Raw genomic sequence first — 25,482 nt, 5'->3', positions numbered from 1 at the left:
CGCGGTTGCGGGGTGAAAGCTGCCGTTCCCTCGGTTGCGTCCGTGGCGTGGCGCGGGGGAGGCAGCTGCCTGCGGTGGCCGTTGCGCAATCAGGGGTGTGGGCGGGGCGGCCTGGGGCCGTTGTCCTCCGGGCTCTCCGTGCCTGCCAACTTGCCGAAGTCTCGGTCCGGGGGGGGGGAGGGAGGGGCCACGTCGAGGCCGTAGTGGTGGTAGAGCTGGAGTTCCTGTTCGGGGGAGAGGTGGCGGCCTACGCCGAAGTCGGGGGCGTCCTTGATCAGGGCGCGGTCGAAGGGGACCTGGAGGGTGCCCTCGACCAGTTCGCTGGGCTCCAAGGGGACGAAGGCATCCCGGGAGAACAGGCCGGTGCGTATCGCCGCCCATTCCGGCACTCCGGTCGCGTCGTCGAGGTAGACCTCGTCAATGGTGCCGATCTTGGCGCCGTTGCGGTCGAATGCCTTGCGGCCGATCAGATTGCGCGGATCGATGTCGGTCTGCACGGGCCCTCCACTTGGTCGCAACTCATCCGTAAGCACTACGAAAAGGCACATCGGGGAGCGCGGCCACTCGAAGGTCCGTGCGTTGACCCCGCTGGTAGGCTGGCTAGCGGCTGCTGACCCTGTGCGGGAGAGTCCTCCGGACACCATCCGGAGGCGCCGAAGGAGCAAATCCTCCCCGGAATCTCTCAGGCCCACGTACCGCACGGACGAGGTCACTCTGGAAAGCAGGGCGGGTGTCGACGGCTTCCGCTCTCACCGACGGTGAAAGCCGGGCGCCCTGTGGCGACCCGGTGAAGCTCTCAGGTCGAGATGACAGAGGGGGAGGCCGTCCGGGTACCCGTGCCGTGGTGCCCCTCGAAGGTCGCGTCAGACCAGGAGGCCTCCGCAATGACCGCCCACCGCATTCCGCTCTCCGAGCTCGAGCAGGGAATCCCCTTCGAGCAGCGCCACATAGGGCCCGACCAAGAGGCGCGAGCCAAGATGCTCGCCCATGTCGGATATGGCTCGCTCGACGAGCTCACCGCAGCCGCGGTGCCGGATGTGATCAAGAATGCCGACTCCCTTGATCTGCCGGGAGCGCGTACCGAGGCCGAAGTACTCGCCGAACTGCGGTCGCTCGCCGATCGGAATCAGGTGCTGGACTCGATGATCGGGCTCGGGTACTACGGGACCTTCACGCCGCCGGTCATCCTGCGCAATGTGATGGAGAATCCTGCCTGGTACACCGCGTATACGCCGTACCAGCCGGAGATCTCCCAGGGGCGGCTCGAGGCCCTGCTGAACTTCCAGACCATGGTCGCCGACCTCACCGGACTGCCGACCTCCGGTGCCTCGCTGCTCGACGAGGGGACGGCGGCGGCGGAGGCCATGGCCCTGTCCCGGCGCATGGGCAAGAACAAGAAGGGGCTGTTCCTGGTCGACGCGGATGTGCTTCCGCAGACCCTTGCCGTGATCGAGACCCGTGCCGAGCCCACCGGGGTGCAGGTCGTGGTCGCCGACCTCAGCGACGGCATTCCGGCCGAGATCGCAGGGCGTGAGATCAACGGCGTGCTCCTGCAGTACCCGGGCGCCTCCGGTGTCGTACGGGACATCAAGCCCGTCATCGACCAGGCTCACGAACTCGGCGCCCTCGTCACCGTCGCCGCCGATCTGCTCGCGCTCACGCTGCTGAAGTCGCCCGGTGAGCTCGGGGCGGACATCGCGGTCGGCACCACGCAGCGGTTCGGTGTGCCGATGGGCTTCGGCGGGCCGCACGCCGGCTACATGGCCGTACAGGAGAAGTTCGCGCGCAGCCTGCCGGGGCGGCTCGTGGGCGTGTCCGTGGACGCGGACGGGAACAAGGCGTACCGGCTGGCCCTGCAGACGCGTGAGCAGCACATCCGGCGGGAGAAGGCGACCAGCAACATCTGCACCGCTCAGGTGCTGCTCGCCGTGATGGCCGGGATGTACGCCGTGTACCACGGCCCGGAGGGGCTGAAGGGCATCGCCCGGCGGACGCATCGGTACGCCTCCATCCTCGCCGCCGGTCTCACGGCGGGTGGGGTCGAGGTCGTGCACGGCTCCTACTTCGACACGCTGACCGTGCGGGTGCCCGCGAAGGCCGCCGAGATCGTCGCCGCGGCCCGGCACAACGGCGTCAACCTTCGCCTCGTCGACGCCGACCACGTGTCCGTCGCCTGTGACGAGACCACCGCGCGGGCACAACTGGACGCCGTATGGGCGGCGTTCGGGGTCGAGGGTGACATCGAGGCGCTGGACGCGGGGACCGAGGACGCCGTTCCGGGCGCGCTGCTGCGCACCGACGACTACCTCACGCACCCCGTCTTCCACCAGCACCGCTCCGAGACCTCGATGCTGCGCTACCTGCGCAGGCTCGCCGACCGCGACTACGCGCTGGACCGCGGCATGATCCCGCTCGGGTCCTGCACGATGAAGCTCAACGCGACGACCGAGATGGAGCCGGTCACCTGGCCGGAGTTCGGGCAGCTGCACCCCTTCGCGCCCGCCGAGCAGGCGCAGGGCTATCTGACGCTCATCCGTGAGCTGGAGGAGCGGCTCGCCGAGGTCACCGGGTACGACAAGGTGTCGCTGCAGCCCAACGCCGGGTCGCAGGGTGAGCTGGCCGGGCTGCTCGCCGTACGCGGGTACCACCGGGCCAACGGGGACGAGCAGCGGACCGTGTGTCTGATCCCGTCCTCCGCGCATGGGACCAACGCCGCCAGCGCCGTCATGGCCGGCATGAAGGTCGTCGTCGTGAAGACCGCCGAGGACGGTGAGATCGACGTCGACGATCTGCGGGCGAAGATCGAGCTGCACCGCGACGAGCTGTCGGTGCTCATGATCACGTACCCGTCGACGCACGGTGTGTTCGAGGAGCACGTGGCCGACATCTGCGCGCAGGTGCACGAGGCCGGCGGGCAGGTGTACGTCGACGGCGCGAACCTCAACGCCCTGGTGGGGCTCGCCAAGCCGGGGCACTTCGGCGGTGACGTCTCGCACCTGAACCTGCACAAGACCTTCTGCATCCCGCACGGCGGCGGCGGTCCGGGCGTCGGCCCGGTCGGTGTGCGTGCGCACCTGGCGCCGTATCTGCCGAACCACCCGCTGCAGCCCGCGGCCGGTCCGGAGACGGGCGTCGGCCCGATCTCGGCCGCGCCCTGGGGTTCCGCGGGGATCCTGCCGATCTCGTGGGCGTACGTCCGGCTCATGGGCGGTGAGGGCCTCAAGCGGGCCACACAGGTGGCCGTGCTGTCCGCGAACTACATCGCCAAGCGGCTGGAGCCGCACTACCCGGTGCTGTACACCGGGCCGGGCGGACTCGTCGCGCACGAGTGCATCATCGATCTGCGGCCGCTGACCAAGGCGACCGGGGTGAGCGTCGACGACGTGGCCAAGCGGCTCATCGACTACGGCTTCCACGCGCCGACGATGTCGTTCCCGGTGGCCGGGACGCTGATGATCGAGCCGACCGAGTCCGAGGACCTGACCGAACTCGACCGGTTCTGCGAGGCGATGATCGCCATCCGTGCGGAGATCGAGAAGGTCGGGTCGGACGAGTGGCCCGCCGACGACAACCCGCTGCGGAACGCGCCGCACACCGCCGGGGCGCTGGGCGGGGAGTGGGAGCACGCCTACAGCCGTGAGGAGGCCGTGTTCCCGGCCGGGGTCACGGTCGCCGACAAGTACTGGCCGCCGGTGCGCCGGATCGACCAGGCCTTCGGTGACCGGAACCTCGTGTGCTCCTGCCCGCCGTTGGACGCGTACGAGGACTGACGTACGCAGGGCTGTCCTCGACAGGACGGACGCAGGTGATTGATGGGCTCCGCCCTGGCCGTAGCCGGCCGGGCGGAGTCCTTCTGCGTCATGCCGTCGTCAGGGCGACCTCCGTCGCCTTGACCAGTGCGACGACGGGGGTTCCGGGGGACAGAGCGAGGTCGGTGGTGGCGTCCCTGGTGATGACCGCGGTCAGGGCGCCGCCCTCCACGGCAATCTTGACCGACGCCACCGCGGCGCCCGTGGCGATGCCGGTGATCGTGCCGGGGAGCCGGTTGCGGATGGACAGGCCGTCGATCGGGGCCGTGGCGAGGGAGATCTCCGTCGCTTTCACGAGGGCGGTCACGGCGGTGCCTTCGGCCAGGCCGAGGTCCTTGACGGCCTCCAGGGTGATCGCCGCGGTGAGGTCCTGGCCGCCGTCGAGGCGGAGCTTGACCGTTGCCATGACCTCACCGGGGGTGATGGCGGTGATCGTGCCGGGGAGTTGGTTGCGGATGCTCAGGGGCATGGGTGGACGCCTCGCTGACTGGGGGAGCGTTGGGTTTTGTCAGTAGTTGTGGTTTGTGTGGCGGTCCTTACCGTAATGCGGAGGTCAGGAGATCCCCGACGCCTTGAGCACCGCTTGCACTGTCGCGTCGTCGATCCGATGCCCCAGCTGTTCCAGTACGTCCACGCCTTCGCGCAGCGTCCCGCGTTGGCGTGAGCGGCGTACCCCGGTGTCCAGCTCGTGCCACAGCAGTGGGTTGGCGACGAGGGTCCGTGGGTCCAGTTCCAGGCGGCGGCCGTCCGTGTCGCACAGGGTCAGGTGCGCGGAGATGTCGCCGTACTGCCGTACCGTCACCAGCGCGTCCGTGCGCACCGTCTGCCGTCGTACGAGGCCACGCACCGCCAGCCATCCCGGGCCCGCGGTCACGCGCTGCGGGAGCAGGATCGTGAAGACCACGGCCGTCAGTACGAGCCACAGCAGGGCCCGGGGCGGGGTCAGGGTCTCCGCGTCGTAGTCGACGAGCAGGGCCATGCCGAGGAAGGCCAGAGCGCAGCCCAGGGCGAATCGGGCACTGTCACGCCACTGGCGGTCGCCGGTCGGGGCCGGACGCGGTCTGCTTCCTGCGGACGGCACAGTGCCGACGGTAGGGGCCCCGGCGCCGGAACGGCCCCGGCACGCGGCGCTCTGACGCCTTACGGTTCACACCTTGACGCGATTCTGATGGCCGACGCCGTTTCAGCCGGTGTGCACCCGTGGCCTGCGGCCCCGGTCCGGCTCCGCCTCGCGCAGCACCTCGCGGGTGACCGGGGCGACCTCGCCCTGGCCGAAGAGGAAGAAGCGCAGGAAGTTGGCGAAGGGGCTGCCCTCGGTCCACTCGAAGTAGACGTGGAGGATGCAGCCGGTCGAGTCGCGGACGTGGAGGAGCAGCGCGGCCAGGGCGTTGGGGATGGAGGAGGACTCCAGGGTCAGAACGCGGTAGCGGTCGTGCAGGACCTCGCCGCGTACGGTCAGGCCGGCCTCGAACTCGGACGGGTCGGTGACCGTCACCTCGACGAAGACGAAGTCCTCCTGCTCGGGCAGGTCGTTGTCGGTGCGGATCTGCTCGATCTTGTCCCGGTACTCGGCCCTGTCCCGCCGGTCGGGCTCGTTGGCGATGAACCGTATCTTCCGGCTGGCGATGTCCCGGACGAACCGTCCCGCCATGTCGTCCAACACCACGTCGGTCACGCGCGGCTCGAAGGCGCGGAACAGGCGTGAGAGGAGGGAGATCAGGATGATCGCGGCGATGAAGCAGGTGCCGATCTTCACGCCGTCGGGGCGCTCGATGACGTTCGCGACGGTGACGTACAGGAGGACCGCCGAGACGATCGCGAAGCCGATCGTCCAGCCGCGTTCCTGGGCGCGGCGGGCGGCGATGGTCACCGCGATGGCCGCGGAGGACATCAGTACCAGCACGCCGTTGGCGTACGCGCCGCCCTGTGCGTCGACATCGGCGTCGAAGACCCAGGTGACCAGGAAGGCGGTCAGTGTGAAGACGATGACCATGGGGCGCACGGCGCGCGCCCAGTGCGGGGCCATGCCGTAGCGGGGCAGATAGCGCGGCATGAGGTTGAGCAGGCCGGCCATGGCGGAGGCGCCGGCGAACCACAGGATCGCGATGGTGGAGATGTCGTAGACCGTCCCGAAGGCGTTGCCGAGGTACTCGTGTGCGAGGTACGCGAGGGTGTCGAGTCGGTCGCCCCTGTCTCCGTGCTGCGGATCTGCTGAGGGGCCACACCATGAGCACCCTTCACGAACCCGCGGTCACCTCCGGCGTCGACGCCCTGTCCGTGTGGCCCGTCTCCACCACCGAGCCCCGCCCGGGTGCCCTCTCCGTCGGCGGCGTGCCCCTGACCGAGGTCGCCGATCGCTTCGGGACCCCCGTCTACGTCCTGGACGAGGCCGAGGTGCGCGAACGCTGCCGCACCTACCGGCACGTCTTCCCCGACGCCGAAGTCCTGTACGCGGCCAAGGCGTTCCTGTGCCGGGCGATGGTCCACTGGATGGACGAGGAGGGACTCGGCCTCGACGTCTACTCGGCCGGCGACTCGAACTCGCGGTCACCACCGGATTCCCGCCGGAGAGGATCGTGCTGCAAGGCAACGCCAAGTCCCCGCGCGACCTGGACACCGCCCTGCGCCTCGGGGTCGGCCGTATCGTCATCGACAGCCCGTCGGAGATCGCCCGGCTGGCCGCCGCGGTCGGGCCCGGCGGCCACCAGAAGGTGATGGTCCGCGTCGTGCCCGGCATCAGCGTCGGCGGTCACGAGAAGATCCGCACCGGCACCGAGGACCAGAAGTCCGGTCTGTCCGCCCCCACTCTCGGCTTCGCTCGAGCGGGAGGTGCCGCCCCTCGACGGGTACGCGCAGCACGCCAGCGCCCGCATCCTCGACCAACCGCAGCTCCAACTGACCGGTCTGCACTGCCACTTGGGCTCGCAGATCAGCAGTGTCAAGCCGTACCTGGCCGCCGTACGACGCCTGGTCGGCCTCATGGCCCGGCTGTACGAACAGCACGGCTTGGTCCTGCCCGAACTCGACCTGGGCGGCGGCCACGGCATCGCCTACCGGCCCGGTGAACCGGCCCTGGACCTGACCCTGCTGGCCCGCAAGGTGCGTGCGGAGCTGATCGAGGCGTGCACGGCAGCGGGGCTCGCCGTGCCCCGCCTCATCATCGAACCCGGGCGGGCGATCGCGGGCCCGGCGGGGATCGCGCCCTACCACATCCTCGCCGTCAAGCGCACCGGCGCGCACACGTACGTCGCTGTCGACGGCGGCATGAGCGACAACCCCCGACCCGCCCTGTACGGGGTCCGGTACGCGCCCCGCCCGGTGGGCCGGCACTGCGAGGCGGGCGACGTCGTCGCCGCCGATGTTGAACTCCCCGACGACATTCGTCCCGGAGACCTGCTGGCCGTACCTGTCGCCAGCGCCTACCACCTGTCCATGGCCTCCGGCTACAACCTGGTCGGCCGCCCGCCGGTGGTCGCCGTGGACGAAGGCCACGCCCGGCTCCTGATTCGCCGCGAGTCCTTGGAGGACATTCGCAGCCGCGACGTCGGCCTGTAGCCGACGCGGCATCCCTGATCCACCTCCGGATGGGAGACGGTTCCGGCCCTCGTCCGGAGGTGGATCGGTTTCGGCGCCCTTGTCCCGCCTCGTGCGCCCCCTTGCAGTTCCGCTCCGTAATGTTCGTCCACTATGTCGAATGTTTCGGTCGTAGCGCGGCGCCGGGGGCCTGGCATGCCGTCGAACTCCCTGCCCCGCGGGACGGCTTCGAGACCGCGAGTGTGGCGCCGTACCGGATCTGTCCGCATCGTCGGCCGGAGGGTTCGAGGGTTCGAGGTCGCTGAGTGAACGGCGAGGCGCGTGCCGGACGGGTCCGACACGATCGGTCTCGCGGGCGAAGGAGTTCGACTCGCCGAACTTGACGGGCGGCTCCCTCTCCGTGCGGCGCTCGACTGGTTCGAGTACGTCCCTGAAGGGTCACCGCTGCCGTGACAGTCGGCGGCAGATTCACCGCGTACAAGGGGTTGCCACCGTTTGGCAGCTGTCTCTAGGGTGCGGCAACAACGAAGCTTTCTGGATCAATTCCGAAACTTTCGATCCAGCGGACGGCCGTGGACGAGCCGTCCCGTACCCAAGGAGCGCATGATGGGCGACCCGGGACTGTCCCGCCGCGGATTCCTGGCGGCCACCGCCGCGGCCGGTGTGGGCATGACGGCACTGAGCGGTTGCGGCGGCGACTCGGACGGAGGGTCGTCGGACGGCACGACCACCATCGAATGGTGGAACATCTCCACCACCGAGCCGGCGAAGAGCGTCTGGGCCTCTCTGGCCAAGAAGTTCGAGGCGCAGAACCCCAAGGTCAAGATAAAGATCGTCCAGTTGGAGAACGAGGCCTACAAGTCGAAGATGACGGCGCTGATCGCCTCCGGGAAACTGCCCGACATCTTCCACACCTGGGGCGGCGGCGTGCTGAAGCAGCAGGTCGACGCGGGGCTCGTCGAGGATCTGACCGACAGGACCAAGGACTTCGCCGACGGCCTGCTGCCGGTGACCAAGGAGCCGTACCTGCTCGACGAGAAGGTGTACGGCATCCCGTTCGACATGGGCATGATCGGCTTCTGGTACAACAAGGCGCTCTTCAAGAAGGCCGGCATCAGCGCGCCCCCGACCACCTGGGACGGCTTCCTCGACGCCGTACGCAAGCTCAAGGCCGAGAACATCACGCCGCTTGCCCTCGCGGGCAAGGAGAAGTGGCCCGGCATGTACTACTGGGCCTACCTCGCGATGCGTACCGCCGGGGCCGACGCCCTGCAGAAGGCCGCCGACGACAAGGACTTCACGAGCGACGAATTCGTCCAGGCCGGACAGCACCTCCAGGACCTCGTCGACCTCCAGCCGTTCCAGAAGGGCTTCCTCGGCGCCGCCTACTCCACCCCCACCGGCCAGGCCGCCGCCGTCGGCAACGGCAAGGCGGCGATGGAGCTGATGGGCCAGTGGGCGCCGGTCGTCGAGGCGGACGCAGGCAAGGGACTCGGCGACGACCTCGGCTTCTTCGCGTTCCCCGCCGTCGAGGGCGGCAAGGGCGCGATCACCGAGGTGTTCGGCGGGGGCGGCGGACACGCCCTGCGCAGGGACGCGCCGCAGGCCGCCGTCGACTTCCTGAAGTTCTTCGCCTCCGAGACCACCGACAAGGTCCTGGTCGAGGAGACCGGCACCCTCCCGGTGGTCCCGGCGGCCGAGAGCGCCATCAAGGACCCCAACATCAAGGCCGTACAAGCCCAGTTGAAGGCTGCCACCGGCTTCCAGCTCTACCTCGACCAGGCGTACGCGCCCGCCGTCGGCCAGGAGGTCAACGACAGCGTCGCCGCGCTCATCGCCGGCTCCAAGTCCCCCGAACAGGTCACCCAGTCGATCACCAAGACCGCCAAGGAAGAGCAGTAACCGGCGATGACCTCCACGTTCCTGCCGGACCAGCGGACCGGCCGCGACACCGACCCGCCGCCCCCGGCCGCCCGTGCGTCCCGGGGCCGGGCCCGGCGGCGCGCGGTGAACTGGCTCACCGCGGTCGGCTTCCAACTGCCCGCCCTGGTGCTGTTCATCGGCCTGGTGCTGCTGCCGATGCTGTTCGCGCTGTACGCGGGCTTCTTCCGCTGGGGCGGCTTCGGCATGCCCTCCGACTACATCGGCGGCGACAACTTCACCCGCCTCTTCGAGGACCCGGTCTTCCTGGGCGACCTGTGGCGCTGCCTGGTCCTGGTCGTGCTGTCGCTCGCCCTCCAACTGCCGTTCGCGCTCGCCATGGCCGTCCTGCTCAACCAGAAGCTGCGCGGCCGCGCGGTGTACCGGATGCTGTTCTTCGCGCCGTACGTCCTGTCCGAGGCCATCACCGGCGTGCTGTTCAGCATGGTCTTCGCCCCGGACGACGGCCTCGCCGACAACGCCCTGGGCGCCGTGGGCCTCGACGGCCTGGGCGGGGAGTGGTTCGCCGACCCCTCCTGGGTCATGGCCACTCTCTTCCTGGTCATGACCTGGAAGTACTTCGGCTTCCACATGATGCTCTACCTGGCCGGCCTCCAGTCGATCCCCCGGGAGTTGACCGAGGCGGCACTGATCGACGGCGCCGGACCCTGGCAGCGTTTCCGCAACGTCACGCTGCCGCTGCTCGCGCCCACCCTGCGCATCAGCGTCTTCCTGTCCGTCATCGGAGCCATCCAGCTCTTCGACCTGGTGTGGGTGGTCACCCAGGGCGGCCCCGACCACCACTCCGAGACGATGGCCGTGACCATGTTCCAGTACGGCTTCAAGCGCTACCAGGTCGGCTACGCCAGCGCGATCAGCGTGGTCATGTTCGGCATCTGCCTCGTCTTCGCCCTCGCCTACCAGCGGTTCGTGCTCCGCCGCGACCTCGAAGGGGCCACCACCACGATGAGGGGAGGCGGCGCGTGACCGCCCGCAAGACCGCACGGACCCTGCCCCTGCACGCGATCCTCGTCGCGGTGGGCGCGGTGATGTTCGTACCCCTGGTGTACGCCGCCCTCTCGGGCTTCAAGTCCACCGACGAACTCTCCCGCAACCCCTTCGGACTGCCTGAGCACTGGGTCACCGGCAACTACACGAACATCCTCGGCTCGGGCGACTTCTGGCGGCTGCTCGGCAACAGCACCGTGATCGCGGTCGGTACGACCGTGCTCGTGGTCGCGGTGTCCGCGCTCGCCGCCTTCTCCTTCGCGCGGTTCGCCTTCCGGGGGCGGGAGGTGCTGTTCACCTTCTTCACCATGGGGCTGATGTTCCCCTTCGCGGTGGCCGCACTGCCGCTGTTCCTGCTGCTGCGCGCCATGGACCTGCTGGACAACCCGCTCGGCGTGATCCTGCCGCAGGCCGCCTACGGACTGCCGATGACCATCATCATCCTGCGGGGCTTCTTCCGGCAGATCCCCGGCGAGCTGGAGGAAGCGGCCACGCTCGACGGGTGCAGTTCCTTCGGCTTCTTCTGGCGGGTCCTGCTGCCCATGGCGCGCCCCGCGCTCGGCACCGTCTCCGTCCTGGCCGTGGTCACCAGCTGGAACAACTTCATGCTGCCGCTGCTGGTGTTCACCGAGAACACCTGGTGGACCCTGCCCATCGGCGTCCAGCAGTTCCAGGGGCAGTACTCCGCGGAGTACGCCCGTGTCTTCGCCTACCTCGTGCTGGCCATGGTCCCCGCCCTCGCCTTCTACTCGGTCGCCGAGCGCCAGCTCGTCGGCGGCCTCACCGCCGGCGCCTCGAAGGGATGAGCGCGCCCGCGGCAGTACGGCTCACCCCACATCCGCACGTGAGGAGTCGCACCATGCGCAAGAACCGTCTCAGACTCGTCGGCGCCCTCGCCGCCGTCCTGGTGGCCGTCACCGGCCCGGCCGCCCGGGCCCACGACAAGCCGGCCACCCTCGCCGACCTCGCCCAGCGCCACGGCCGCTACTTCGGCAGCGCCACCGACAACCCCGAGCTCGTCGACGAGCCGTACAAGGAGATCCTCGGCAGCGAGTTCGACCAGATCACGCCCGGCAACGGCATGAAGTGGTACGCCACCGAGCCCCAGCAGGGTGTCTTCGACTTCTCCCAGGGCGACGAGATCGTCGACCTCGCCCGCGCCCATCACCAGAAGGTGCGCGGCCACACCCTCGTCTGGCACAGCCAGTTGCCCGACTGGCTGACCGGCAAGGAGTGGACGGCCGCCGAGCTGAGGGCCGTACTGAAGAAGCACATCCAGACGGAGGTACGGCACTACCGGGGCAAGGTCTTCGCCTGGGACGTCGTCAACGAGGCGTTCAACGAGGACGGCACGTACCGCGAGACGATCTTCTACAAGACGCTCGGCCCCGGCTACATCGCCGACGCCCTGCGCTGGGCCCACCAGGCCGACCCGAAGGTGAAGCTCTACCTCAACGACTACAACATCGAGTCGATCGGCCCGAAGAGCGATGCCTACTACACCCTCGCCAAGCAGCTGAAGGCCGAGGGCGTCCCGCTCCACGGCATCGGCCTCCAGGCCCATCTGGCGCTCCAGTACGGCTATCCGACCACGCTGGAGGACAACCTGCGGCGCTTTGCCAGGCTCGGACTCGACACCTCGCTCACCGAGGTGGACATCCGGATGATCCTCCCCGCGACGCAGGAGAAGCTGGCCCAGCAGGCCGACTGGTACGCGGACCTGACCGCCGCCTGCCTCGCGGTGCGCCGGTGCGTGGGGATCACGATCTGGGACTACACCGACAAGTACTCCTGGATCCCGGCGTTCTTCGAGGGGCAGGGCGCGGCACTGCCGTGGGACGAGCAACTGCGTCCGAAGCCGGCTTATTTCGCGCTGAGGGAAGCGCTGCAGTAGCTCCTCGCTACGGTGTGTGACCGGCCCCGGACGCACATCGGGGCCGGCTCGCAGTCAGGGTCTGCGACCGGCCCCTGGGGTACGCCGGGCGCCCGTCGCGCCGCCCGGTGATGCGGGCCTCTCCGGCGTGGTCCGCCGGCAGGCGTTACGCGGCGGTCATCACCTTGCCGGTGCCCAGCGGACGGTGCGGGGCGATGATCTGGCCGTCCGGCAGGAGCTCACCGGTGTCCTCGAAGAGCAGAACACCGTTGCACAGCAGGCTCCATCCCTGCTCCGGGTGGTGCGCCACGAGACGGGCGGATTCCCGGTCGGCGGAGTCGGCTGAGGGACACGGTGGCTGGTGCTGGCACATGGATGGGATCTTTCGCTCTGTTGTGATGTGTGAGGTGGCTGTGGTGTCTGTTTCGCGGCGTGAAGCTTCGTTCATGGCCGCCCCCCGTTTGTGATTGGTCGGTCGGAACCCAGTGTTGCCCCACGGGCGTGAATCCGCAGGGATTTCGCAGCACCGCTTCTCACAGGTTGATGACGCATCACCCGCGCGGACGGTTCATCCCAACTCCACTGTCACTTCGGATGGTTCGACATGGTCGGATGGGGCTAGTCCGGCGGGTCCGGGGCCTTGAGAGGCTCATTCGAGCGCTTTCTCGCTCGTACGAGTTATTTACGGCTCGTAAGTGCGTGTTTTTTGTTGTCCGATACGAGCCTAATCCCCCACCGTAAACAGCGGCGTACCCCGCCACCCGGAATCGGGCAGCGGGGTACGGAAGCCGCTCGCGCGCAGTGCCGTCAGGCGGGCGAGCCGAGCAGGGGAGGCAGCGGAGCCGGGGTGGCCCGATGGCCGAGCACCGGCAGGAGCTCGGCGACCCGGTGCGGAAGGTGGGCCGCGATGCCGGGCGGGGCCGGGGCCAGCGGCACGAGGATGTCCGTGCTGTCGGGGTGCCCGGTGGCACCGTCCGCGGCGCAGTCGCCGTGCAGCCAGAGGGTCAGCATGTAGAGGCCGGGGAACGACAGCAGGCGCGGCTGGTAGGCCTGCGTGATCGTCTCGGCCTGGCGCAGCGCCCGCTCGGTGGAGGCGATGTAGGGACCCTCGAAGAAATGCGAGAACGTCCAGCCGTCGGGGGTCAGGCGGGTCTCCGCCGCGGCCACCGCGCGGTCGCCGCAACGGATCAAAAAGCGCCAGCCGGCCAGCCGGGTCGCGGCCACACCCGCCGGGGTGATCTCGTCCACGACATGGACGGGCAGCGGGAGTTCTGGTGTCGCGGGCCCCTGGGCGGCGCGCAGGGAGGGAGTTCGGGCCTCACTGACCGCGGTGGGCGAGCCGAGTGCGGTGAGGACGGAGCGAAGTGCGGGCGCGGGAGCCGGGGGGACATGCAGCGGCATGGTGGGTCGCCTCTCTCATTCGACAGGCACGGTGGCGCGAGGGCGGGGCGGGGGCGGACGGCGCTGTCAGCTCACGAAGGTCAGAGAGGCGGGGGCCGGGGTCTGGGAGCGAGAGGTGCGGGTGAGGCCTGTCGTGCGTCACCTGGACGGCAGGTCCTGGACCGCGGGCGCCAACCCTCTGCCTTGATTGCGGAGTTTATACGACGAGTGTTCAGACGGTGTTTCGTCTAACCGCTTTCGGTGCACCCCGCAAGGGTCCATTCGGTCGGTGATATGCGGGAATCATCCCGATTCCCGGTCGGTCGTGCGGCGATGACCTCGGAAAATGCCCCGGGTGCGGTCGGCCAATTCTCGTCGGCGTTTTTCACGAGTTCGTGAGCCGACGGAAACTGCACAGTGGTCCATGCCTGGTGAATGTGCCGCCGGACACGTCCAAGAGCCTAGCGGGCGCCGGCCTCGCGTGGGACGTTATCGATCGCTTCGGCTGGGCATCATCCCACCTGACCCGGGAGACCGGCGGCCCGGTCTTCGGTCCGCCCATCCGAGGAGGGAAGCTTCGATGGGGGAGAAGGTCGTGGCAGGTCGGTTCGATCTGTCCGATCGCCAGCACTACCGCCGGAAGTTGCGGCAGTGTCTGACGGGTCTGGAGCGGCTTCTGGAGGGGAAGCGGTTCGACCGCCCCAAGAACCTCATGGGGCTGGAGATCGAGTTGAATCTCACCGGTGCCGACGGCATGCCAAAAATGTTGAATGCGCAGGTACTCGAGCGGATCGCGAGCCGCGACTTCCAAACAGAACTCGCCATGTTCAATCTGGAAGTGAACATAGCCCCACATCGATTGCAGGGACGGGTATTCGACCGGCTCGCCGAGGAACTCCGTACGTCACTGGCATATGCCGACCGAAAAGCGGGTGAGCTCGACGCGGGAATCGTGATGATCGGCATTCTGCCGACTCTCGACCGCGACGACCTGGTCTCCTCGAACCTCTCCGACGTCGACCGTTACGCCCTGCTCAACGACCAGATCGTGGCCGCCCGCGGCGAGGATTTCACGCTCGACATCGACGGCGTGGAGCATCTGACGTGCACGTCGAAGTCCATCGCACCCGAGGCCGCCTGCACCTCCGTCCAGCTGCACCTCCAGGTCACCCCGGGGCGCTTCGCGGACGTGTGGAACGCGGCCCAGGCGGTCGCCGCGGCCCAGGTCGCCGTGGGCGCCAACTCGCCCTTCCTCTTCGGGCGGGAGCTGTGGCGTGAGTCGCGCCCGCCCCTGTTCCAGCAGTCCACCGACACCCGCCCGCCCGAACTCCAGGCCCAGGGTGTGCGGCCGCGCACCTGGTTCGGAGAGCGGTGGATCTCCTCGGCGTACGACCTCTTCGAGGAGAACCTGCGCTTCTTCCCGGCCCTGCTGCCGATCTGCGACGACGAGGACCCGCTCGAGGTCCTCGACGCCGGCGGCGTCCCCAGCCTCGCCGAGCTCGTCCTGCACAACGGCACCGTGTACCGCTGGAACCGCCCGGTCTACGGCATCGCCGACGGCGTCCCGCACCTGCGCGTGGAGAACCGCGTGCTGCCCGCCGGGCCCACCGTCACGGACGTCATCGCCAACGCGGCCTTCTACTACGGCGTCGTCCGCGCCCTCGCCGAGGAGTCGCGGCCGGTGTGGACGCGGCTGCCCTTCGAGGCGGCGGCCGCCAACTTCGACGCGGCGTGCAAGCACGGCATCGACGCGCGGCTGCGCTGGCCCCGGCGGGGGCGGTACGGCGGGACGACCGAGGTCGACGCCGTGAGCCTCGTACGCGACGAACTGCTGCCCCTGGCCGAGGTCGGCCTGGACGCGTGGGGAGTCGAGTCGGCCGACCGGGATCTCTACCTGGGCGTCATCGAGGAGCGGTGCCGCAGGCGCATGAACGGGGCGTCCTGGCAGTCGGCCACCTTCCACCGGGCACTGGAGTCGGGGATGGCCCGAGAGGCGGCACTGGCGGCCACGACTCGCCGGTACCGCGAGCTGATGCACCGCGGGGACCCGGTGCACACCTGGCCGATGGGGCTGCTGGATCCGGTGCCGCTGGGGTGAGGGCCGGGGCGTTTGCCGAGGCAGGTCATGTCAGCCCTGCGTGCCCGGTGACGCCGCCTCCACGATCGCCTGCAGGATCACCGAGTGGATCTGGGACGGGTCCGTCACCTCGTGGCCCGAGCCGCCCGTTGCCTCGGCGATGCGGTCGGCCTCCTTGCGGTCGGCGTCGGGGCCGACGGCGATCACGATGAGGGTGACCGGGCGCGCAGGGCTGGTGAGCTGCTCCAGTCGGGCGGTGAGCTCGGCGCGCGAGACGCTGCCCGGGTCGTCGTTGACGCCGTCGGTGAGAACCACCAGGGCGTTGAACTTGCCCTTGGTGTAGGAGGCGGTCGCCGCCCTGTACGCGGCGAGCGTGGTGTCGTACAGGCCGGTCGCGCCGTTCGGCACCGGCGCCAGGCCGCTGAACGCCGCGGTCAGCCGGTCGCGCTGGGTGCCGTCGCCCTTCCGGGCGCCCAGCCGCTCGGTCGGCACGCGGACGCGGTAGTCTTTGTCGCCGTCCAGCTTGGTGGAGAAGTCCCACAGACCGATCTCGTCGTCGGGCGTGAACGTGGCGAGTGCCTGTAGCAACGACGCCCTGGTGACGTCCATCCGCGACCGCCCCGTGCCCGGCACCGGCTCGGACATGGACGCGGAGGCGTCCACGACCGTCGTGATCCGCGCGCTCTGCACGGTGATCGTCCACACCCCGAGCGCCTCCTGGAGGGCGACCTCCGAGGCCGGCCGGGCCGGCGGCGCCGCGTACGGCTGCGGGCTGCTGCCGCCGGCCCGGGCGACCAGCGCCTCCGGTACCTCGTCGTCGGACGTCCGGAAGCCGTACCGCTCCAGGAGCCGCAGCTGCCGGGGATCACGTAGGTAGCTCATGAACCGGATCGCGGCCCGGCTCTCGTCGGTCGTCAGCCCCGTCTGGTCGAGGAGGGTGTACGGGTAGTCGAGCCGGGGCGAGCCGTCCTTCGGATGGAAGAAGTCCAGGCTGCCACCGCCGTCGGCCGCGGAGTTGTAGGTGTACGCCGCCTGCTCGCTGACGACCAGCGCCTGGTTCCGCTTCGGATTGCCCTGCTCGGTGCCCGAGGAGTCGCGCGGCAGCGTGTCCAGGACCTGGCCGTCGCTGTCGGAGACGCGCTGCGACAGCGCCTTCATCAGCGCCGCGGCCTGCGTGTCCCCCTCCTCGACCTCGGCGGCGGCCGTGCTCAGCCGGGTGACGGCGAGCAGCCCCGTCGCGCTGCGCGCGGGATCCGCCGAGGTCGAGCCGGAGGGAGTCGTCGCGCAGGGTGGCGCCGGCCAGCTCCAGCCAGCCGTACGTCTTCTTCGGCCACCCCAGCGACTTCGCGGCCGCGGGCACCATCGCCACTCCGAGCGGCGTGGAGGCGACCTGGCCCACCGTGGAGACCTCGGCCGTGCCGCCGTCCGCCGTGAGCCGCTGGACCCACACCTCCGAGTCCGGCACCCACACCTGTGCGTCGGGGTCCTGGCCCGCCAGGAGCGTGTCCGCGACCTTGTACGACTCCTGCGCGCTCACGGTCACGGCGACGCACCGTCCGTCGGAGGTGAGGCCGGCGTCCCGGGCCTGCTTCGCCGCCGCTTCGAGGGCGGGAGCCAGGTCGGGGGAGGCGGCCAGGGCCAGCCGCACCGGGTCGTCCTGGCAGGAGGAGCCGAAGGAGAGCAGCCCGCCCTTGACCGCGGCGGCCGTACCGCCGGCGACGGCCAGGACGAGGACCGTCGCGACGGCCACCGTACGACGGCGTGCGCGACGGCGAGGGGCGCGTCGGCGGGGGTCGCTGCCACCCGCCCCATACTGATCGGGCAAGCTGTGACGTCCCATGACGGTGGTGCCCCTCCCTTTTGCCCTGCTGAACCTCGTGCCGGAGTCCGGCCGTATGGCAGGCAAAGGGGCGGTACGCCCCGTACGGCGCCCGTCCCCCCAACGGCCTGTCGCGCACGGTCTTCGTAACTGCTTTCGAGACCCTAGCGGCGCGGCGATGAGGATGAGGCGGGATTACTCAACTGGAGGCAGGTGTGCAGGGCGAGGCAGGCCCCGTGGCCGATTCTTTTCCGCCTGAGCGGCCCTCGCGACGGATCTTCCGGGACGAGACGCTGCTCGTTCTGGGGCTTTCGCTCGGTGCGAGCGGTGTGTCCGCCCTGATCAGTTTTGTCGGATCGGTCACCAAGCCGGGGGGTCTCAAGGACCAGGCCGCCACCCTCAACGCCTCGGCCGCGCCGGGCCGTCCCTGGCTGGATCTCGCCTGGCAGCTCTTCGGGATCACCACCGCGCTGGTGCCCGTCGCCCTCGTCGCGCACTTCCTGCTGCGCGAGGGGGCGAGCCTGCGCACGATCGGCTTCGACCGGACCCGCCCCTGGCCGGACCTCGGTCGCGGAGCGGCGATCGCGGCGGTGATCGGCAGCACCGGAATCGCCTTCTACCTGGCCGCCCGTGGGCTCGGCTTCAACCTCACCGTGGTGCCCGAGGCGCTGCCCGCCGTGTGGTGGAAGTACCCGGTGCTGATCCTGTCCGCCCTGCAGAACGCGATCCTCGAAGAGGTCATCGTCGTCGGCTATCTGCTGCGCCGGCTGGGCCAGTTGGGCTGGACGCCCGGCACCGCGCTGGTGGCCAGTTCCGTACTGCGCGGCTCGTACCACCTCTACCAGGGCATCGGCGGCTTCCTGGGCAACATGGCGATGGGCGTGGTGTTCGTCTACCTGTACCGGCGCTGGGGCCGGGTGGGGCCGTTGGTCGTGGCGCATTCCCTGCTCGACATAGGGGCGTTCGTGGGGTACGCGCTGCTGGCCGGGAAGGTGGGGTGGCTGCCGACGGCGTGAGTTGTACCGAAGGGGCGTATGACGTGAGTTGTACCGAGGGCGCGCATGAAGGGCGTACGAAGGTTTCGTACGCCCCCACGACGCTTCTAGGTGATCAACTCCCCCTCGATGACGGTCACCGCCCGCCCGCTCAGCAGCGTGCGGTCGCCGCTTAGCTCGGTGCGGACGCGGCCGGAGCGCGGCGAGGCCTGCAGGCCGGTGAGTTCGGCCCGGCCGAGGCGCTCGGACCAGAAGGGGGCGAGGGCCGTGTGGGCGCTGCCGGTGACCGGGTCCTCGTCGATGCCGACGTTCGGGAAGAAGCAGCGGGACACGAAGTCGTAGCCCCGGGTGGGGTCCTCGGCGCGGGCGGTGGCGATGATGCCGCGCTCGGAGTAGGCGCCGAGGGCCTTGTGGTCGGGGGTCAGGGCGTGGACCGTCTTCTCGTCGGCGAGCTCGATGAGCAGGTCGCCGACGTTCGGGCCGGTGTCGAAGGCGACGAGCGGCTCGGCGCCGAGAGCCTCGGCGACCCCGTCCGGGACCTCGACCGGCGTGAGCGGAGCGGTCGGGAAGTCGAGGGTGATGGAGCCGTCCTCGCGGGGCGTGGCGACGAGGACGCCGCTGCGGGTGGCGAACCGCACGGGACCGTCGTGGGCGCCGGTGCTGTGCAGCACGTGGGCCGTGGCCAGCGTGGCGTGCCCGCACATCGCCACCTCGGCGACAGGGGTGAACCACCGCAGCGCCCAGTCGGCCTCCCCGCCCGCGTCCAGCCGGTGCGCGAACGCCGTCTCGGCGTGGTTGACCTCCGTGGCCACGTTCTGGAGCCAGTCGTCCTCCGGGAAGGCGTCGAGCAGCAGGACCCCGGCCGGGTTGCCGGCGAAGGGGCGGTCGGTGAAGGCGTCGACGATTCGAATCCGCATGACGCCGACGCTAGGGGGTGCGGGGAGGGGGCGGCCAAGGCCAATTCGTGGGTGCTGGACCGATTTCGGGGAGGTGGGCCGCCGTGATGGGCGGCACCCTATCGCCGCCGCGTGCCGATGACATGGTCGATCGCGGAGGCGACGTCGTGCGCCGTATGGGTGGGCTCGTAGGAGCCCTGTGTCCAGGGCCGTCCGTCCGTCACCCACACGCTGCGAAGACCGAGCGCGTGGGCGCCGGCGATGTCGGCGTGCGGTGAATCGCCGATGACCCACGTGCCGGGGAGGGGGACGCCGACGACTGCGGCTGCCGCCTGGAAGATCTCCGGTTCGGGCTTCTTGTGGCCGACGGCTTCGGAGACGACCCAGCCATGGACGAGCTGGTCGAGCCCGGTGTTGCGGATCTTCGCTTCCTGCTGGACGGTGCGGCCGTTGGTGACGATCACGCAGGTCCAGCCGTCGGTCTGGGCCTTGCCCAGCGCCTGGCGGGCGGAGTGCGCGAGGACTATGCGGTCGGCGGCGCCGGTGTCGAGCAGGGCGCGGACGGCGGTGGCCGGCACCAGGCCCCCGTATCGGTCGGTCAGGGCTGCGGCGAGTTCATGGCGCGGGGCGTAGCCGCCGGCGTCGGAGGCCATCAGCCACGTGAGGTCCGAGGCGGGCAGGCCGTGCTCGGCAAGGAAGTCGGCGCCGGCGTGCCGGAAGGCCGCATCGCGGTCGACCAGGGTGTTGTCGAGGTCCAGCAGCAGCAGCAGCGGCATGGCCGGCAGGTGATGTCCTGTCTCGACGAAGCTGGTCGTCTGCACGTCGCTGACCTGCCCGACTGCATCGGACCAGACGGCGAGATCGCCTCCCGGCAGCGACACGAAGCGCCATCCGGCCGGGCACGTGACCTGCCACGCTTCGAAGGCCGGATCGGACAAGCAGGTCAGGTGGTGACCTGTGTCGAAGACCAGGCGCAAGGTGCCGGACTTGAACGCGACCGCCGACAGGACACTCGCCCCGACGAGAGCAAGCGCCGCTGCCACGTCCTGCGACTCCGGTCTCAGGAGCGCGGACGGATTGGCGTGGACCGTCCCGAGCGAGAGGCCGACGGGCGCTTCCAGCGCGACTTCCCAGTCCGAGTCGAGGACCAGCAGGAGCCGGAAGTCCACGCCGATCTTGGTGACGGTCATGCCGCGAAGGTTCAGGACCCATCGGTCCTCGTGTTCGACGGGGCTCTCTGCAGTGCTCACTGCTGCACCTTGGCTGATTCGGCAGTCGAGAGCCATGGGATTTCCCGCATCCTCCGGCGGCAGCGAGCCTCGGGCGGCAGCGAGCCTCGGCTGAACGACCAGGTTCGCTGAGACGGAAGCTCGAACGACATGCTTGCCATGCGAGCGGTACCGATATATCGTTGAGGCATCGCGACAGATCAACGATGGAATGGAGTGATTGCGATGCGTTCCCATGGATTCGAGCGTGGACACGGTGGGCACGGTCACCACGGCCGGGGCGGCTTCGAGGGGCTTCGCGGCGCCTTCGGGCCCTTCGGACCGGGTGGCGGACCCGGCTTCGGTGGGCCTGGATTCGGGCCCGGCCCCTGGGGGCCGCGGGGACGGGGCGGACCGCGAGGGAGGGCACGGCGCGGTGATGTGCGCGCCTCGATCCTGGCCCTGCTGAAGGACCGCCCCATGCACGGCTACGAGATGATCCAGGAGATCGCCGAGCGCAGCGGCGGGGCGTGGAAGCCCAGCCCCGGCTCGGTGTACCCCACCCTCCAACTGCTGGAGGACGAGGGCCTGATCGCCAGTGAGAGCGAGGGCGGCAAGAAGCTGTTCTCGCTCACCGACGCGGGCCGCGAGGCGGCTGAAGCGGGGCCCGAGGCCCCCTGGGAGGAAGCCTCCCGTGGTGTCGACTGGGAGGCCCTCGGTGAGATCCGTCAGGCCGGCTTCGGTCTGATGGAGGCCTTCGGGCAGGTCTGGAAGACGGGCAACAAGGAGCAGCGCGAGAAGGCGCTCGCCGTCATCAACGAGTCACGCAAGAAGCTGTACCTGATCCTCGCCGACGAGGACTGAGGCGAGGGGTGAGAAGAGCCGGCGGCCGCCCTGCTGTGGGTGAGGTCGCCTGTGAGTGGAGGCGCCCCGTGGAGTGATCCGCGGGGCGCCTTCGTGTGTGCCGGCACCGCCTCGGCGGTGAGGGTGTTCAGGCCACCAACCCCGCCAGCTTGCGCAGCGACTCGTTCAGGGCCGCCGTCGCCGAGTCCTTCAGCTTGCCCGCCATCAACGACACCGCCGCACCTGTGAACTCCCCGTCGATCCGCACGGCCGTGGCGCCGTCGCCGTCCGGGGCCAGCGTGTAGCGCGTGGCCACGGTCACCGCCATCGGACCCTTGCCGCGAATGGCGAGTACCCGCGCCGGTTCCAGTTCCTCGATGGTCCACTCGACCTCGGCCGGGAACCCCATGAGCTTCATGTTCTCCTGGAAGGTCCCGCCCACTTCGAGGGCCGCGGGGCCGCCGCCGGGGAAGCTGGTGTGGGTGGCGTTCCACTGTCCGTACGCCGACCAGTCCGTCAGCTGCGCCCAGACCTTTTCGGCCGGTGCCTCGATGCGTGCCTCCGCGCTGACTTCGGCCATGCGACCACCCCTTCGTCTCGGGCTACGGTGTCGCGGAACGTAGCCGTGGGGCGCGGAACATTCAATACTGATGAACCGTCAGAAAATGTGGAGACGTCGGCGGGGCCGACCGGACCTGTCCGCCGACCGAGTTCCGGCCCGGTCCGCCGGCTCAGCCCAGCAGCCGTATCACCGCCGCGTCGAACAGATCCCACGCGCGTGGGAACCCGCTCTCGTCGTGGCAGTGCCAGGCCTCCCAGAACAGGTCGGCGAGCAGGGCGTCCTCCGGCGCGTACACCCGGTAGACGTACTGCCTGCCGTCGACGGCAGGCAGCGCCACCAGCCAGCATCTGCGCTCCATGTCCCTGTGGGACGTGCGACGGAGCGCCATGGTTGCGTACGGAGCGCACGGCAAGGCGGCGCGCGCCCCTCGGGGGCGTCCGGCGTGATCTCATCCGTAAGGAGGAGATTCCAGCAGGCGGAGTCCACTCTGTGTGGGACGCAAAAATGCTTCCTCTCGGGGATGACCTGGCTCGAAGTGGTTGATGGGGTAGGGGATGTGCAACCCCGTATCTCCCGGCAGTCGGCCCAGGAGCAGGACTGTCGGCGCCCGGACGCCGCGGCGGACGATGCCAGGCTCAGCGACGAGCTGGCAGCGGTGATCTCCGGTGCCCGCCGCCGGGCGGTCAGGGACGGGGACCGGCAGATCGACACGGCTCATCTGCTGCACTCACTCCTGGAGCGCGACCCGGACGTGTACGCCGTCTTCGGCGACGGACCCCAGATCGCCCGCCTGCTCGGCTACCTCGTACAGCGCAGCATCGGCTACGGCCTGCGCTGGCAGGGCACTGTCGAGGACTCCGGCGCCGTCCCCGTGGTGCTGGACGGCGAGGGCTTCTCCCCGCTGGCGGCGAGCGCCATGGAGCACGCCTGCCGCCGCGCCGCCCGGCGCGGCGACCCACAGGCCCGCGGCACCGACCTGCTCGCTGCGATCGTGGCCGACCCGCAGGCCCGCGCCGTGGAGGTGCTCGCCCGCGCCGGCATCGACGCGGACGCGGTTCGCGGTGGCATGGGCGAACGGTGGGACGAATACGCCGCCGAGGGCGAAGCCACCCGCTGACCCGACGGCCCCGCCGCGCTGGACCCTCGCTGTCCGGTGCGCCCACTCCGCCGGCAGGACCTCCGCTGCCCGGTGCACCGGCTTCCGCGCGGCTGGACCAGCGCTGCCGGGTCACCCGGCGTCCCGACGCTTCCCGGCAGCCACCGATCGCCGGCACCCCGGTCCACTCAGCGAGACAGGTGTCATTGGGGATGACGCTCATGTCATCGCCTGTCATCATGTGCCCGTGCATATGTCTGAGAGCAGTCAGGTCGGCCGCGGCAAGGGTGTCGGGCTCGGTCTGGCGATCGGGTCCGCGGTCGTCTTCGGGGGATCCGGTGTCGCGGCCAAGCCGCTGATCGAGGCGGGACTCGATCCGCTCCATGTGGTGTGGCTGCGCGTGGCCGGCGCCGCCTTGGTGATGCTGCCGCTCGCCGTGCGTCACCGAGCGCTGCTGCGCAGCCGTCCCGCGCTGCTCGCCGGGTTCGGCCTGCTCGGCGTGGCCGGTGTGCAGGCCTTCTACTTCGCCTCGATCTCCCGCATACCGGTCGGGGTCGCGCTGCTCGTCGAGTACCTCGCCCCCGCCCTCGTCCTCGGCTGGGTGCGGTTCGTACAGCGGCGGCCGGTGACGCGCGCCGCCGCGCTCGGCGTGGTCCTCGCGGTCGGTGGCCTGGCCTGCGTCGTCGAGGTCTGGTCGGGCCTGAGCTTCGACGCCCTCGGCCTGCTCCTCGCGCTCGGGGCGGCATGCTGCCAGGTCGGCTACTTCGTCCTGTCCGACCAGGGCAGCGACTCCGGCGAGGCGGCGCCCGACCCGCTCGGAGTCATCGCGTACGGCCTGCTCGTCGGCGCCGCCGTCCTGACCGTCGTCGCCCGCCCGTGGAACATGGACTGGTCGGTCCTCGCGGACACCGCCGACATGAACGGCACCCCGGTCGCGGCCGCTGTGCTGCTGGCCTGGATCGTGCTGATCGCCACGGTCGTCGCCTACGTCACCGGCGTGCTCTCCGTACGACGGCTCTCGCCGCAGGTCGCCGGCGTGGTGGCGTGCCTGGAAGCGGTCATCGCGACCGTCCTCGCCTGGGTCCTGCTCGGCGAGCACCTCTCCGCCCCGCAGATCGTCGGCGGCGCGGTCGTCCTGGCCGGCGCGTTCATCGCGCAGTCGTCCGCGCCCGCCAAGAGCCCCGACGAGCCGGTGGCGAGCGGCGGTCCGGAAAGAGAATTGTCCGCCCGCGGAAACGTCGCTTAAGCTCCGTGACCATGCCTTCGACACTCGTTCTTCCGCCTCCGGCCGCCTGAGGCGGGCCCTCCGGAAGCCGCGCCCCGATGCCTGACGGGAACTGAACCCCGCGCATCGCCGGGCGGAACGGTGCTGCCCGCAGAAGAAGTCCACGGACCCCGCTGACCCGGGGCTCCCTCCCGAACTTCCGCGCACTCGCGCATCTGCGGAGAACAACTCGTGTCGAACACCGACTCCGGCCTGCCCATCGGGCGAGGCCTCCTCTATCTGATCGTTGCCGGTGCCGCCTGGGGCACCGCCGGCGCGGCCGCCTCCCTGGTCTACCGGACCAGTGACATGGGGCCGATCGCCCTGTCCTTCTGGCGCTGCGCGGCCGGCTTCGTGCTGCTCCTCGCCGTCCGCCTGCTGCGTCCGCGTGCCAGGGCCGTACAGCTGACCGCCGCCGTATCCCAACCCCTCGGCCGCAAGGCGCTGCGGGCCGGGGTCACGGGTGTCGGGCTCGCGGTGTTCCAGACGGCCTACTTCGCGGCCGTCGAGGCCACCGGGCTCGCCGTGGGCACCGTCGTCACTCTCGGCGCCGGGCCCGTGTTCATCGCGCTCGGCGCCCGGCTGACCCTGGGGGAGCGGCTCGGCCGTGGGGGTGTCGTGGCGGTGGCCGGTGCGCTCACCGGGCTCGCCGTGCTCGCGCTGGGCGGCGAGGGCGCGACCGTACGGCCGTGGGGCGTGTTCCTCGCGCTGGTGTCCGCGGCCGGGTACTCCGTGATGACCCTCCTGACCCGCAAGTGGGGCCGTGACGGCGGGACCGACGCCGCCGGTACGACCGTCTGGGCTTTCGCAGTCACCAGCCTGTGCCTGCTGCCGCTCGCCCTCACCGAGGGGCTCCTGCCGCACACGGCCGACCTCGTCCGGCTCGGCTGGCTGCTGGCGTACATCGCGGCCGTGCCCACGGCTCTCGCCTACGCCCTCTACTTCGCGGGCGCGGTAGCCGTACGGTCGGCCACGGTGTCCGTGATCATGCTGCTCGAGCCGGTCAGCGCGGCGGTGCTCGCCGTCGTCCTGCTCGGCGAACACCTGACGGCGCCGACCCTCGCCGGCACCCTGCTGATGCTCGGGTCGGTCGCGGGTCTCGCGGTGGCGGAGACGCGCGGGGCGCGGCGGGAACGGGAGCAGGAGCGGGATCCGATGCCGGCGTGACGCCGAGGGGCCCCGCACCGCACGGGTGAGG

The 25,482-nt window shown here is 70.1% G+C and carries 20 protein-coding genes, 3 pseudogenes and 1 riboswitch; of the genes and pseudogenes, 12 read left to right on the top strand and 11 right to left on the bottom strand.

Going from position 1 to position 25,482, the window contains the following annotated elements; translation table 11 throughout:
* Nucleotides 1-89: 89 nt before the first annotated feature.
* The gene (locus ADL12_RS41565; protein WP_062713205.1) at nt 90-497 is read right to left on the bottom strand and encodes a PRC-barrel domain-containing protein; all 408 of its coding nucleotides are present in this window, start codon (nt 495-497) and stop codon (nt 90-92) included.
* A 114-nt stretch (nt 498-611) separates the two neighbouring features.
* A riboswitch (glycine riboswitch) is annotated at nt 612-708 on the top strand.
* A gap of 176 nt (nt 709-884) precedes the next feature.
* Between ADL12_RS41565 and gcvP the strand changes: the two genes are divergently transcribed.
* Entirely contained in the window at nt 885-3,770 is a 2,886-nt protein-coding gene (gcvP, locus tag ADL12_RS41560) for an aminomethyl-transferring glycine dehydrogenase (protein WP_062713203.1), read from the top strand.
* Nucleotides 3,771-3,858: 88 nt separating this feature from the next.
* Here the strand turns inward: gcvP and ADL12_RS41555 are convergent, their stop codons facing one another.
* From ADL12_RS41555 to ADL12_RS41545, 3 genes and pseudogenes are all read right to left on the bottom strand, one after another.
* On the bottom strand, nt 3,859-4,278 hold the full coding sequence (locus ADL12_RS41555; protein WP_062713201.1) for a TOBE domain-containing protein: 420 nt from the start codon (nt 4,276-4,278) through the stop codon (nt 3,859-3,861).
* 84 nt (nt 4,279-4,362) lie between these two features.
* Nucleotides 4,363-4,890 (bottom strand): hypothetical protein, encoded by a 528-nt coding sequence (locus ADL12_RS41550; protein WP_062713199.1) that lies wholly within the window; start codon nt 4,888-4,890, stop codon nt 4,363-4,365.
* Between the two features lie 102 nt (nt 4,891-4,992).
* Nucleotides 4,993-5,979, bottom strand: a pseudogene (locus ADL12_RS41545) (amino acid transporter); the annotation flags it as partial.
* Between the two features lie 56 nt (nt 5,980-6,035).
* Between ADL12_RS41545 and lysA the strand changes: the two are divergent.
* From lysA to ADL12_RS41520, 5 genes and pseudogenes are all read left to right on the top strand, one after another.
* A pseudogene (lysA, locus tag ADL12_RS41540) lies at nt 6,036-7,364 on the top strand (diaminopimelate decarboxylase).
* 585 nt (nt 7,365-7,949) lie between these two features.
* Complete coding sequence (locus tag ADL12_RS41535; protein WP_062713197.1) at nt 7,950-9,245, top strand: extracellular solute-binding protein; 1,296 nt, start codon at nt 7,950-7,952, stop codon at nt 9,243-9,245.
* A gap of 6 nt (nt 9,246-9,251) precedes the next feature.
* Nucleotides 9,252-10,250 (top strand): carbohydrate ABC transporter permease, encoded by a 999-nt coding sequence (locus ADL12_RS41530; protein WP_062713195.1) that lies wholly within the window; start codon nt 9,252-9,254, stop codon nt 10,248-10,250.
* A gap of 62 nt (nt 10,251-10,312) precedes the next feature.
* A complete protein-coding gene (locus ADL12_RS41525; protein ID WP_425265209.1) occupies nt 10,313-11,077 on the top strand; it encodes a carbohydrate ABC transporter permease in 765 nt (254 codons plus the stop codon).
* Nucleotides 11,078-11,130: 53 nt separating this feature from the next.
* Entirely contained in the window at nt 11,131-12,165 is a 1,035-nt protein-coding gene (locus ADL12_RS41520) for an endo-1,4-beta-xylanase (protein WP_062713191.1), read from the top strand.
* A 145-nt stretch (nt 12,166-12,310) separates the two neighbouring features.
* Here the strand turns inward: ADL12_RS41520 and ADL12_RS41515 are convergent, their stop codons facing one another.
* Nucleotides 12,311-12,517: a DUF5999 family protein gene (locus ADL12_RS41515; protein WP_030053671.1), complete on the bottom strand. Its 207-nt coding sequence runs from the start codon at nt 12,515-12,517 to the stop codon at nt 12,311-12,313.
* A gap of 434 nt (nt 12,518-12,951) precedes the next feature.
* On the bottom strand, nt 12,952-13,545 hold the full coding sequence (locus ADL12_RS41510; protein ID WP_062713189.1) for a hypothetical protein: 594 nt from the start codon (nt 13,543-13,545) through the stop codon (nt 12,952-12,954).
* Nucleotides 13,546-14,104: 559 nt separating this feature from the next.
* On the opposite strand from ADL12_RS41510, the gene ADL12_RS41505 reads away from it, so the two are divergent.
* Entirely contained in the window at nt 14,105-15,622 is a 1,518-nt protein-coding gene (locus ADL12_RS41505) for a glutamate-cysteine ligase family protein (protein WP_062713187.1), read from the top strand.
* A gap of 30 nt (nt 15,623-15,652) precedes the next feature.
* On the opposite strand, the pseudogene ADL12_RS41500 reads toward ADL12_RS41505, so the two are convergent.
* Nucleotides 15,653-17,441 (bottom strand): annotated as a pseudogene (locus ADL12_RS41500) (substrate-binding and VWA domain-containing protein).
* Nucleotides 17,442-17,635: 194 nt separating this feature from the next.
* Between ADL12_RS41500 and ADL12_RS41495 the strand changes: the two are divergent.
* Complete coding sequence (locus ADL12_RS41495) at nt 17,636-18,436, top strand: CPBP family intramembrane glutamic endopeptidase (RefSeq protein WP_062713185.1); 801 nt, start codon at nt 17,636-17,638, stop codon at nt 18,434-18,436.
* 86 nt (nt 18,437-18,522) lie between these two features.
* Here ADL12_RS41495 and ADL12_RS41490 read toward each other — a convergent pair whose 3' ends face one another.
* Nucleotides 18,523-19,332, bottom strand: coding sequence for a PhzF family phenazine biosynthesis protein (locus ADL12_RS41490; protein ID WP_062713183.1), 810 nt, complete (start codon nt 19,330-19,332; stop codon nt 18,523-18,525).
* A gap of 98 nt (nt 19,333-19,430) precedes the next feature.
* A complete protein-coding gene (locus ADL12_RS57380) occupies nt 19,431-20,561 on the bottom strand; it encodes a DUF6188 family protein (protein ID WP_244188245.1) in 1,131 nt (376 codons plus the stop codon).
* Between the two features lie 204 nt (nt 20,562-20,765).
* On the opposite strand from ADL12_RS57380, the gene ADL12_RS41480 reads away from it, so the two are divergent.
* Nucleotides 20,766-21,383, top strand: a complete 618-nt coding sequence (locus tag ADL12_RS41480; RefSeq protein ID WP_079052557.1) for a PadR family transcriptional regulator — start codon at nt 20,766-20,768, stop codon at nt 21,381-21,383.
* 127 nt (nt 21,384-21,510) lie between these two features.
* On the opposite strand, the gene ADL12_RS41475 is transcribed toward ADL12_RS41480, so the two are convergent.
* Both ADL12_RS41475 and ADL12_RS54600 read right to left on the bottom strand, forming a co-directional pair.
* A complete protein-coding gene (locus ADL12_RS41475) occupies nt 21,511-21,942 on the bottom strand; it encodes a type II toxin-antitoxin system Rv0910 family toxin (protein WP_062713180.1) in 432 nt (143 codons plus the stop codon).
* Between the two features lie 151 nt (nt 21,943-22,093).
* Entirely contained in the window at nt 22,094-22,282 is a 189-nt protein-coding gene (locus tag ADL12_RS54600) for a hypothetical protein (RefSeq protein ID WP_159053460.1), read from the bottom strand.
* A gap of 198 nt (nt 22,283-22,480) precedes the next feature.
* On the opposite strand from ADL12_RS54600, the gene ADL12_RS41470 reads away from it, so the two are divergent.
* The 3 genes from ADL12_RS41470 to ADL12_RS41460 all read left to right on the top strand — a co-directional run bounded on the left by ADL12_RS41470 (nt 22,481) and on the right by ADL12_RS41460 (nt 25,451).
* Complete coding sequence (locus ADL12_RS41470) at nt 22,481-23,041, top strand: Clp protease N-terminal domain-containing protein (RefSeq protein ID WP_062713178.1); 561 nt, start codon at nt 22,481-22,483, stop codon at nt 23,039-23,041.
* Between the two features lie 220 nt (nt 23,042-23,261).
* Nucleotides 23,262-24,266, top strand: coding sequence for an EamA family transporter (locus ADL12_RS41465; RefSeq protein WP_062713176.1), 1,005 nt, complete (start codon nt 23,262-23,264; stop codon nt 24,264-24,266).
* A gap of 210 nt (nt 24,267-24,476) precedes the next feature.
* Entirely contained in the window at nt 24,477-25,451 is a 975-nt protein-coding gene (locus ADL12_RS41460; protein ID WP_062713174.1) for a DMT family transporter, read from the top strand.
* The last annotated feature ends 31 nt before the right edge of the window (nt 25,452-25,482 follow it).

Origin of the sequence: Streptomyces regalis (assembly GCF_001509475.1) — a bacterium.
Taxonomy (GTDB): Bacteria; Actinomycetota; Actinomycetes; order Streptomycetales; family Streptomycetaceae; genus Streptomyces; species Streptomyces regalis.
Note: the sequence above shows the minus strand (reverse complement) of the source record. Positions and strands in the feature narration are given on the sequence as shown.